Genomic DNA, 10428 nt, shown 5'->3' with positions numbered 1-10428 from the left:
TCGGGGCGATGGTACTGCTCACCGCCTGGGCAAAAGACAGAGAAACCGAAGCGCGTACGGAGCAAAGCACCAGGACAATGGGCAACGCCGCCCTGGCTGGCTGGTAAATCCGGGTTGAACAAGGACGTTCAGCTTCAGTAAATAGATCCCGCTTTTAGTTGTTAACAAAGTTTCACTTGAGGAAATCCAAATGAAATCCATGAAAGCCCTTTTCGTAGTCGCCGCCCTGACCGCCTCTTCCCTGGCGATGGCCACAGGTGGCGGTGACAAGACCTTCGCACGCATGGAGTCGGCCCGGAAAGTCTCGATGGAAGCCTTCCAGATTGCACAGAAACAGAAGGCTGAAGCCGCTGTCGCTCAAAGCAAGGCCAAGGCGACCGATCACGCCAACAGCTGATCGGTGTAGCCTGTCCCCGGCTGACACAAATGTGCAGCCTCAAGCCTCGCTAGCAGCACCCAAGGTACTGCTGGCGCCGGTTTAACCAAGATCCCGCCTACACCCAATCCAGTGTGTTGAATCTACCTCGAACAGCCGCAAATCGGGCCGACGGCAGTGAAATATCAATTTCCCGCAGTAGTCATGGAGACAGGCATCTATCGCTTGCCCTTCATACAGACTACGGAAAGATAAGCACCCCAAAGAACACCACACAGGGCAAGTATCAGCTCCGGACTGAAAATGCTCTGATCGACCGGTGCCACCAGGATTTCGCTATAAAGGCACAAGGCGCCCGCGATCAATGCAATAAAGTAGCCGGTCCGGGTTCTGGTCCGGCGTAACAACAGAACCCTTTTCAGACCCTCGTCTTTCCACTCTTGAAGGGGCATGAGTTGGATTTCCTCCAGCAGCACCACACCCCACAGCAACGCACACAACCAATAACCTATCATCATGACGTCCTCCAGTTGGAACATTGATTCAACATGAATGCAGCCTGCACTCCTTGCTCAACTTACGAATATAAATTCCGGAGTCTTTTCTGACTCGTGAAGTTTGCTCTCATGCATGCCAACAGGAAAAATTTGTTGGCAACAGGGACTTGGCTAAATGCTCCAACATACGGCGCATGATGGCAAGTTCATGGTTCTTGTCGTAGAAAGCGTAGGCTCCCGCTTTTGTAAAGTACTTCCAATGTGTCGGATCAGCGCAATTGCTGACCACTATGACGTTTGTCAGCGGATACTCGGATGCGACCACACGCAATACTTCCATGCCATTACCGTCGCTGAGGTTGACGTCCAGCAAGACGACATCGGGCGGTTCACGCCGGATGGCGGCGATGGCAGTCGATGCGCGGTGGAACGGGTTCTGTGTTGGTGACCTGCATGATTTCACCTCACTTTATTGACATGGCTGTACAAGACGTTGACCCAGACAACGCCATTGAGCGGACGAAGATTTTCCGAGAGGTCAATATGCTTGATTGGAACGGACCCCACTATCGACGTAAGCAGGACTTCTTTGTGGAGATATCGGCCAAACGCCTGTAGTGATTCCACTACAAGCAGGCTGGATCAGGACGATTCAATGATGCCAGGGCGTTCTAAGTCAGCAGGCCGTTTTCGAGTGCATAACGGGCGAGTTTCGCGTTGCTGTCCATCCCTGTTTTTTCCAGGATACGTGCCCGGTACGTCGTGACGGTACTCGGGCTCAAGTGCAATATCTGAGCGATGCGGACAATCCTCTCGCCTGAAGCGAGAAGCTTGAGTACTTCAAGCTCCCGGTCGGATAGCGCTTCGTGGGGTGCCCCGTCGCCCCTGCCGATAGCGTTGACCAGTTTTTCTGCCAGCTCAGGACTGACGTGCTTGCCGCCGGAGGCCACCTTGCGAACCGCCGTAACCAGGGTGGCTGCGGAAATATCCTTGGTCAGGTATCCCGCTGCGCCGTGCTTGATTGCGCGTAACGCATAGGCCTCGACCGAATGCATGCTCAACATCAGAACGGCGAGCTTGGGCTTCTCTGCACGCATAAGCTTGAGGAGTTGGAGGCCGGTCTTGTCGGGCAGTTGAATATCTACCAGCGCCACGTCGAAATCCTGCTCCCGGACCAAGAGCATTGCGTCGTGTGCCGTCTCTGCTTCACCCGTAACGTCGATCTCGCCGGCAGTCTCCAGCATGCGTCGCACGCCGCTACGCACGATGCTGTGATCATCCACCAGCAAGACTCTGATTTTGTGGTCACTCATCTGTATTTTCCATTCGGCAGTGGCCGGCAAGCCATGGAATCTTCTGCAGAGTTTGACCTTAGCAGGCAGATAGCGCACTTGCACTTTTGCCTCAGGCGTCAGTGCCCACTTCTCCGGACTGCGGGTGAAGTCGGCCGGAACGGCCTGTTCCCGGCCAATTTCCCCAGGATCCGGGGCATTGCGCCAACCTTGCTAATATTTCGTGAGCCAACGCTCAGTATTGAGCATGGTCAATACTGCAATGCCGGCTCCTGCATGACGCCTTGCGCGTGGCATCCACTTTGACTGGACATAGACATGGCCACAGTGACCACACCGATCGAAGCTTTCGACATGAAGACGTTGCTGGCAGCGCTGAAGGCGTTGCGCAATGGTGACTTCACCACGCGTATGCCGGAAGACTGGACCGGCATGCCGGGCAAGATCGCCGACACGCTCAACGAGATCATCGACATGGCGGCCGACACCGCCACCGAATTCGAACGCGTGGCGCGACTGATCGGCAAGCAGGGCAAGGTCGATGAGCGTATCCAATTGCCGATGATGAAAGGCTCATGGCAAAAGATCGTCAACTCGAGCAATGCGCTCACCAGCGACCTCATCAGCCCGATGAGCGAGATGATTCGCGTTATCGGGTCGGTTGCCGAGGGTAATCTGAGCCAGCAGGTACCACCGGTACTCGACGGCCTGAGACTGCGGGGCCAGTTCCTCAAATCCGCCAGGATCGTGAACACCATGGTGACCCGACTTGGCTCCTTCGCATCCGAAGTGACCCGCGTGGCGCGCGAAGTCGGCACTGAAGGGATTCTCGGTGGGCAGGCCAATGTCAAAGGGGTGTCCGGTACCTGGAAAGACCTGACCGACTCCGTCAACGACATGGCCGCCAACCTGACCACCCAGATGCGCAACATCGCTTACGTGACGACCGCAGTGGCCAAAGGCGATCTGGGCAAGACGATTACCGTCGAAGTCAGGGGTGAGATTCTCGAGCTGAAAAACACCATCAACACGATGGTCGGCCAACTCTCGAGTTTCGCTGCGGAGGTGACCCGAGTGGCGCTGGAAGTCGGTACCGAAGGCAAGCTGGGCGGTCAGGCGGAAGTGCGCGGCGTATCAGGCACCTGGCGCGACCTGACCGAATCGGTCAACGGCATGGCGGCCAACCTGACCACCCAGGTGCGCAACCTCGCACAGGTGACGACCGCGGTGGCCAAAGGCGACCTCGGCAAAAAAATCACCGTTGAAGCCAAGGGCGAGATTCTCGAACTGAAAAACACCATCAACACGATGGTCGACCAGCTCTCCAGCTTCGCCTCGGAGGTGACACGCGTCGCACTGGAAGTCGGTACCGAAGGCAAACTGGGCGGACAGGCCGAAGTGACCGGCGTGTCGGGTACCTGGAAGGACTTGACCAATTCGGTCAACGGCATGGCGGCCAACCTGACCACCCAGGTGCGCAACATTGCCGACGTGACGACAGCGGTGGCCAACGGCGACCTGTCACGCAAGATCACCGCCGAAGCGAAAGGTGAAATTCTCCAACTCAAGGAAACCATCAACACCATGGTGGACCAGCTCTCGACCTTTGCCGACGAAGTGACGCGCATGGCTCGCGAAGTGGGGACTGACGGCAAGCTCGGTGGCCAGGCCAGGGTGACGGGTGTCGGGGGAACGTGGAAAGACTTGACCGACTCGGTCAACAGCATGGCGGCCAACCTGACCAACCAGGTGCGCAACATCGCCGACGTGACGACGGCGGTGGCCAAAGGCGACCTGGGGCGCAAGATTACCGTGGAAGCCAAGGGCGAAATCATGGAGCTGAAAAACACCATCAACACCATGGTGGACCAGCTCAACAGCTTTGCCGCCGAAGTGACGCGGGTGGCGCGCGAAGTCGGCACCGAAGGAAAGCTCGGGGGGCAGGCACAGGTGCAAGGCGTGTCCGGCACCTGGAGGGACTTGACCGAAAACGTGAACTTCATGGCGGCCAACCTGACCAGCCAGGTACGTGGCATCGCAAAAGTGGTGACCGCCGTAGCCAACGGCGACATGAAGAAGAAACTGACACTGGAAGCCAAGGGCGAGATCGCCGAACTGGCCGACACCATCAACGGCATGACCGATACCCTGGCGCTGTTCTCCGATCAGGTGACCTCGGTGGCGCGTGAAGTGGGCGTCGAGGGCAAGCTGGGGGGCCAGGCCAACGTGCCGGGTGCTGCCGGCACCTGGCGCGACCTGACCGACAACGTGAACGGTCTGGCGGCCAACCTGACCAATCAGGTGCGCGCAATTGCCGACGTGGCGACAGCCGTGACCAAGGGCGACCTGACCCGATACGTGGAGGTGGAAGCAAAGGGTGAAGTCGCGGAACTGAAGGACAACGTCAACGAGATGATCCGCAACCTGCGGGAAACCACGCGGCAAAACGCGGAACAGGATTGGCTCAAGAGCAATCTCGCGAAATTCAACCGTCTGCTGCAGGGCCAGCGCGATCTGGCGGCAGTCTCCAAGATGGTGCTGTCTGAACTGGCTCCACTGATCAACGCCCAGCACGGTGTGTTCTACATGATGAACGAGAGCCCGCCCGATCCTGCGAAGCTCAAACTGCTGTCCGCTTATGCGTACAAGGGCAACATCAATGTGAACGATGAGTGGCGGCTCGGCGAGGGCCTGGTCGGGCAATGCGCCTACGAGAAGCGGCGCATCCTGCTGACCGACGTACCCGCCAATTACGTCGCGATTTCATCGGGACTGGGTGCGGCCGCCCCGCTCAATATCATCGTGTTGCCGATTCTGTTCGAGAACAAGGTCAAGGCTGTCGTCGAAATGGCTTCGTTCACGCGCTACAGCATCATTCATCAAACCTTCCTTGATCAGCTTGCTGAATCGATTGGTATCGTGCTCAACACGATCGAAGCCAATATGCGTACCGAAGAACTGCTCAAGCAGTCGCAATCGCTGGCGCACGAACTGCAAAGGCAACAAGAAGAATTGAGGCAGACCAACGAGGAACTGGGGGACAAGGCCGGACTGCTGGCGGAGCAGAAAGCCGAAGTCGAGCGCAAGAACCGCGAAGTCGAAATCACCAAGTTGTCGCTGGAGGAGAAGGCGGAACAGCTGATGCTGACCTCCAAGTACAAGTCCGAATTCCTCTCCAGTATGTCCCATGAGCTCAGAACGCCATTGAACAGCCTGCTGATCCTGGCCCGGCAGCTCAGCGACAACGCGGAACACAACCTCACGCCCAGGCAGGTCGAATATGCCAAGACCATCCGAAGCGCGGGCAAAGACCTGCTGGAGCTGATCGACGAGATTCTCTATCTGTCCAAGATCGAGTCGGGCACGGTCACCCTGGATCTGAAAGAAGCGCTGTTCGCCGATCTGCACGACCAGATCGAACGCACCTTCCGGCCCGTCGCCGAAAGCCGGGGCCTGACCTTCACGATTGAACTGGCGCCTGCCCTGCCCCCCGTCATCTGGACCGACGAAAAGCGCCTGCTGCAGGTGGTCAAGAACCTGCTGTCCAACGCCTTCAAGTTCACCGAGCAAGGCAGCGTCAAGATCAGCATCGAACCCGCTGTGTCCGGGTGGAGCGCGGATAACAGCGAACTCAATCGTGCCGATGCGGTGATCGCCTTCGTGGTCACCGACACCGGCATTGGCGTACCTGACAGCAAGCAGAAGCTCATCTTCGAGGCGTTCCAGCAAGCAGATACCGGAACCTCACGCAAATACGGCGGCACCGGCCTCGGCCTGTCGATCAGCCGCGAGCTCGCACACCGGCTGGGCGGTGAGCTGCGGCTGATCCCCGGTGAGATCGGCAAGGGCAGTACTTTCGCCCTGTACATGCCCTTGCGTACTCAGGATGCCCAGCGTCAGACGCTAGACGAATCAACGACTGAGGCAGTACCTGGCCAGGTCAAGCGCGACCTCATGCCAGGCCCGTCTGCACAGATACCGGACGACCGCGAGTCTGTCCAACCCGGGGACCAGGTGCTGCTGATGCTCGAGGGCGACGCCCGATTCGCCGGCATTTTGCTCGAGGCCGCGCACCAGAAGGGCTTCAGGGCTATCGTCTCGACCCGTGGCGCGGATGCGCTGGAGCTTGTCGAACGCTTCAAACCCGCCGCGATCACGCTGGACCCGGGCCTGACGGACATCGATGGCTGGTCGCTGCTCGAGCAGTTGAAGCGCAATTTCGCCACGCGTCACATTCCGGTCCAGATCATCTCGAACGCTGACGACCACACACGCGGGCTGCGCTATGGTGCTTTCGACCATCTGCTCAAGCCGGTCACAGCCGAGGAGATTCAAAATGCACTGGTCGGTATCGTGGCATTCGCAGGGCGCAAGACCAGGAACCTGCTGCTCATCGACGACAACGAAGGGAGCCGCGACCGCATCCTCGAACTACTCGGCAACACCGACGTGAAGATCGAAACGACCGCCAGCGGCGCGGAGGCCTTGAAGAAACTGGCAAAGAAACACTACGACTGCATGGCAATCAATCTCAAACTGCCCGACGCGTCCGGCATCAGGTTTCTCGAGGCCTTGCAGCAAGACAACGCCATGCGGGAATTGCCGATCGTCGTCTATGGTGCACAGACACTGACCAAACCGGAACACGAGCGTTTCAGGACACTGCTCGGCAAGGGCGTGATCAAGGCAGTTCAGTCCCCCGAGCGCATACTCGACGAAACCGCGCTGTTTCTACACCGTGTCGTAGCCAGGTTGCCGCAGAACCAGCGCAGAATGCTGGAAAAACTCTATGAGGGTCCGGACAGTCTCGAGGGTAAAAAGGCTCTGGTGGTCGACGATGACGTGCGCAATATTTTCGCCCTGACCAGCGTGCTTGAGTCCAACAAAATGCTGGTGGCCACGGCCGAAAACGGCCGAACCGCCATAGAACTGCTGCAGCAGCAGCCCGATACCGACATCGTGCTGATGGACATCATGATGCCCGAGATGGATGGCTTTGAAACCATGCGCCAGATCCGTACATTCAAAAGATTCGAAGCCCTGCCCATGATTGCGCTGACGGCCAAGGCGATGATGGGTGACCGTGAAAAGTGCATTGAGGCAGGCGCCTCGGACTATGTCAGCAAGCCGGTGGATACCGACCAGCTGCTGTCACTGATGCGCAAATGGCTCTATCGATGACGCTGCACTGCGCTCATTGCGCGACAGCAAAGGTGAAAAGGTGCGCAAGGCCGGCTCGATTTTACCGGTGTTGCCGTAACGCCAAGTGGCGCTAGCGCAAACCGAAGTGGCATAAACATGCAGCAGGAACCTCCGGTATTCAATGAAAGAGCCCAGGTGCGGCACCCTGCCCCGCCTGATGGCGTGCCAGCATCCGTGTTGCTGGTGGATGATAATCCCGCCAAGCTTACGGCGCTCGCCGCGGTGATTGCCGACATGGGTCTCGATGTTGCCACGGCGACTACCGGACGCGAGGCGCTGCGCCTGCTATTGCAGCGCGACTTCGCCGTCATTCTGCTCGACGTGAAAATGCCGGTGATGGACGGTTTTGAAACCGCTGCACTCATTCACGGCCGCCCGAAGTCGGCCCACACGCCCATTATCTTCGTCACAGCAGAGGCCGACACGGATTCCGAGCGTTTCCGCGGTTATACGTCCGGCGCAGTGGATTACATCTTCTCGCCGATCGTGGCCGAGGTTCTTCGCGCCAAGATCCGCGTGTTTGTCGACCTGTTCTACTTGCAGCGCAAACTGACGATGCAGGCCGAAGAATTGCTCCAATCGAAGCGGCAGCTGCGTGAACTGGCCTCCTATCAGGAGCACATCAAGGAAGAAGAGCGAAAGCGGATCGCACGCGACATCCATGACGAGCTGGGACAGAGTCTGCTGGCGTTGCGAATCGATGTCTCAATGTTGCAGGCACGCACCAGTACCATGCACCCCAAGCTCAACGAAAAGGCCAGCGATGCGCTGAACCACCTCGATACAGCCATCCGCAGCGTCCGCAGTATCATCAATGATCTGCGACCACCCGTACTCGATCTGGGATTGCAGGCAGCGATCGAGTGGCAACTTGAAGAGTTCCGACAGCGCAGCGCGATCGATTGCACGATGTCGGCCAAGGACGAAAATTTCCGTTGCGATCTGAATGAAAAATCCGCCACGACCCTGTTTCGCATCGTGCAGGAATCGCTGTCGAATATTGCCCGGCACGCGCAAGCGACACAGGTGCATATCGAACTCTTCAGGGAGGATCGCCAGCTTTATCTGCAGATCAAGGACAACGGCGTAGGCATGACGGATCGCAAAAAACTGAACTCGTTCGGGCTGGTGGGAATGAAGGAACGCATCAGCATGCTGGGCGGGGAATTCACGATCGACAGCGCGCCGGACAAAGGAACGAGATTAACGATTTCGCTTCCACTCGACTGATCCGGATGCTTCAGGAGGCGCAGTTGCATTGGAACCTTAAACAACTGGTGGCCACCGTATACGCTGAAAATATCAGCTCGGCAAAAGTACTCAAACGGTGTGGCTTCTTGATCGAACATGCGTCTCGGCAAGAAGGGGCAGAGCACGAATGTCGGTTTGGTCTTTCGATTTAGACGGGTGAAGCTCCAGTAATTGCCTTTCGCACGGGGACATGATGCCCTCATTGCCGCCCTACCTGAGCCGCGAATACAGGCTGACAGCCAAAAAGCGATTGATCGGGTGCGTCCAAAAAAAACAGGAACCATTCAAACCTGTTGTTCTGATCAACGATCAAGGCGCTCCCCTAATGACTCTGCCATCCGAACCAAATCAGCAAACGACTTTGCGTGCATTTTTTTCATTGCATGCCCGCGGTGAATTTTCACAGTGATCTCGCTCAGATTCATCTGCCCTGCAATCTGTTTATTCATCAGACCTTTGACTGCAAGGGCCATTACCTCTTTCTCACGAGCTGTCAGCGTCTGATAGTGGGCATGCAGATCTGAAAACTGCTGCTCAATTTGCCGGCGTCTGACATCGGCCTGCAGTGCGGCAGACACCGCGTCCAAAAGGTCCTGCTCACGGAACGGTTTTGCCAAAAAATCCACCGCACCGGCTTTCATCGCCTTAACGGACATTTCGATGTCCCCGTGCCCAGTGATGAAAATAATTGGAATATTGGCATTGGACTTAGCCAACTGGCTTTGGAACTCAAGACCACTATTACCTTGAAGTCGTACATCAAGGATTAAACAGCTTGCGCAAGCTGACTTTGGCTGTTGAAGAAATTCCGCAGTGGATGCGAACGTCTCGACCTGGATGCCGGCGGAGCGTAAAAGATTGCTTAATGCGTTGCGCATGGAAGCGTCGTCATCCACCACGAATACCATAGAACCGTTACTGCCTGGCTCATTCTCGTTGATTGGTGGATTCCCGCTCATGCACAACCCCTCTGATCAGTTGAAGAAAAAGTGTAGCACAACACTTTATACTGCGTAAGCGTGCACGCAAACATGGTCATACCCGAAAACACAGGGAAAATCATGCAACAAAATACAATTCTAACGCCAAGATAAAAGAAAGCAGATAAAGTGGGCAATGGAAAAACGCCCTGACTTGAGCACTAAAACTTTTCCCACTAATACACCAACTGCAAAAATGCTCGCAGTTATTAGACAGAATCCTGTATTGACTTTCACCTATTCTTGAACACGCACGACTGACAATTTCATCGCTTGAAAACCCACATGACTCCTGCATTACCCAGACTGGTTTGCCGTTTGCAAAGCTTTCAAGATCAGTCACTTCGATGGGGCCTGGCTTGAATGAACCGCTAAATCCAGAGTAATGAGCTACGTCTCCGCACCCAAGGTATATTCCATGATGCACATAAAATTTGCGCGGGCTGATCAAGTGCGAGCCTATTGGCAAATCACCTGTGTCCTTTTCTACATGCACTAACCTTAATGGAAACATGAAAGAACTTCTTGGCAACTCAGTGCTATCGCAGCGCTCGGCGAGCAAGCCACTTTCAAGCACCAGCGACTTCAAATAGCCGGCGAATTCCATTGCCATTAGCGTCAGACAAAAAACGATTCCTGAGCGAAGCGATGAAAACCCACCTACCAACTTAACAGCTAGAGTATTCATGACAAATTCCCCGCAGCCCTTGACATGCAATATATCGCCAGGGCTGCGAAGTTTCATTTGTACGTGTGCTTACTTCAAGCAACCATTCATATACTTCCCCCTAAACCTAAGTATTAAGCCGAGTACATGGTTGCAGATGAAC

The 10428-nt window shown here is 56.2% G+C and carries 8 protein-coding genes and 1 pseudogene; 4 read left to right on the top strand and 5 right to left on the bottom strand.

The annotated features are described in order from the left end of the window. Positions 1–190: 190 nt before the first annotated feature. Positions 191–397, top strand: a complete 207-nt coding sequence (locus tag PMI34_RS24485) for a co-regulatory protein PtrA N-terminal domain-containing protein (protein ID WP_008046278.1) — start codon at positions 191–193, stop codon at positions 395–397. Positions 398–594: 197 nt separating this feature from the next. Here PMI34_RS24485 and PMI34_RS24490 read toward each other — a convergent pair whose 3' ends face one another. From PMI34_RS24490 to PMI34_RS24495, 3 genes are all read right to left on the bottom strand, one after another. Further along, a complete protein-coding gene (locus PMI34_RS24490) occupies positions 595–894 on the bottom strand; it encodes a hypothetical protein (RefSeq protein WP_008046277.1) in 300 nt (99 codons plus the stop codon). A 106-nt stretch (positions 895–1000) separates the two neighbouring features. Next, on the bottom strand, positions 1001–1336 hold the full coding sequence (locus PMI34_RS27825) for a response regulator (protein WP_081498036.1): 336 nt from the start codon (positions 1334–1336) through the stop codon (positions 1001–1003). 208 nt (positions 1337–1544) lie between these two features. Then, positions 1545–2186, bottom strand: a complete 642-nt coding sequence (locus PMI34_RS24495; RefSeq protein ID WP_032829345.1) for a response regulator — start codon at positions 2184–2186, stop codon at positions 1545–1547. Between the two features lie 297 nt (positions 2187–2483). On the opposite strand from PMI34_RS24495, the gene PMI34_RS24500 reads away from it, so the two are divergent. The 3 genes and pseudogenes from PMI34_RS24500 to PMI34_RS29140 form a co-directional block, all read left to right on the top strand. Next, positions 2484–7346 (top strand): response regulator, encoded by a 4863-nt coding sequence (locus PMI34_RS24500; protein ID WP_008046275.1) that lies wholly within the window; start codon positions 2484–2486, stop codon positions 7344–7346. A 117-nt stretch (positions 7347–7463) separates the two neighbouring features. Beyond that, positions 7464–8597 (top strand): ATP-binding response regulator, encoded by a 1134-nt coding sequence (locus tag PMI34_RS24505; RefSeq protein WP_008046274.1) that lies wholly within the window; start codon positions 7464–7466, stop codon positions 8595–8597. Between the two features lie 11 nt (positions 8598–8608). After that, positions 8609–8770 (top strand): annotated as a pseudogene (locus PMI34_RS29140) (GNAT family N-acetyltransferase); the annotation flags it as partial. 150 nt (positions 8771–8920) lie between these two features. Here the strand turns inward: PMI34_RS29140 and PMI34_RS24510 are convergent. Both PMI34_RS24510 and PMI34_RS27815 read right to left on the bottom strand, forming a co-directional pair. Then, on the bottom strand, positions 8921–9577 hold the full coding sequence (locus PMI34_RS24510; protein ID WP_008046273.1) for a response regulator transcription factor: 657 nt from the start codon (positions 9575–9577) through the stop codon (positions 8921–8923). 100 nt (positions 9578–9677) lie between these two features. Further along, positions 9678–10286, bottom strand: a complete 609-nt coding sequence (locus PMI34_RS27815; protein WP_008046272.1) for a lecithin retinol acyltransferase family protein — start codon at positions 10284–10286, stop codon at positions 9678–9680. Between the last annotated feature and the right edge of the window lie 142 nt (positions 10287–10428).

It is taken from the genome of Pseudomonas sp. GM74 (assembly GCF_000282455.1).
Taxonomy (GTDB): Bacteria; Pseudomonadota; Gammaproteobacteria; order Pseudomonadales; family Pseudomonadaceae; genus Aquipseudomonas.
The sequence above is the reverse complement of the archived record's forward strand: the minus strand, read 5'-3'. Positions and strand labels throughout refer to the sequence as shown.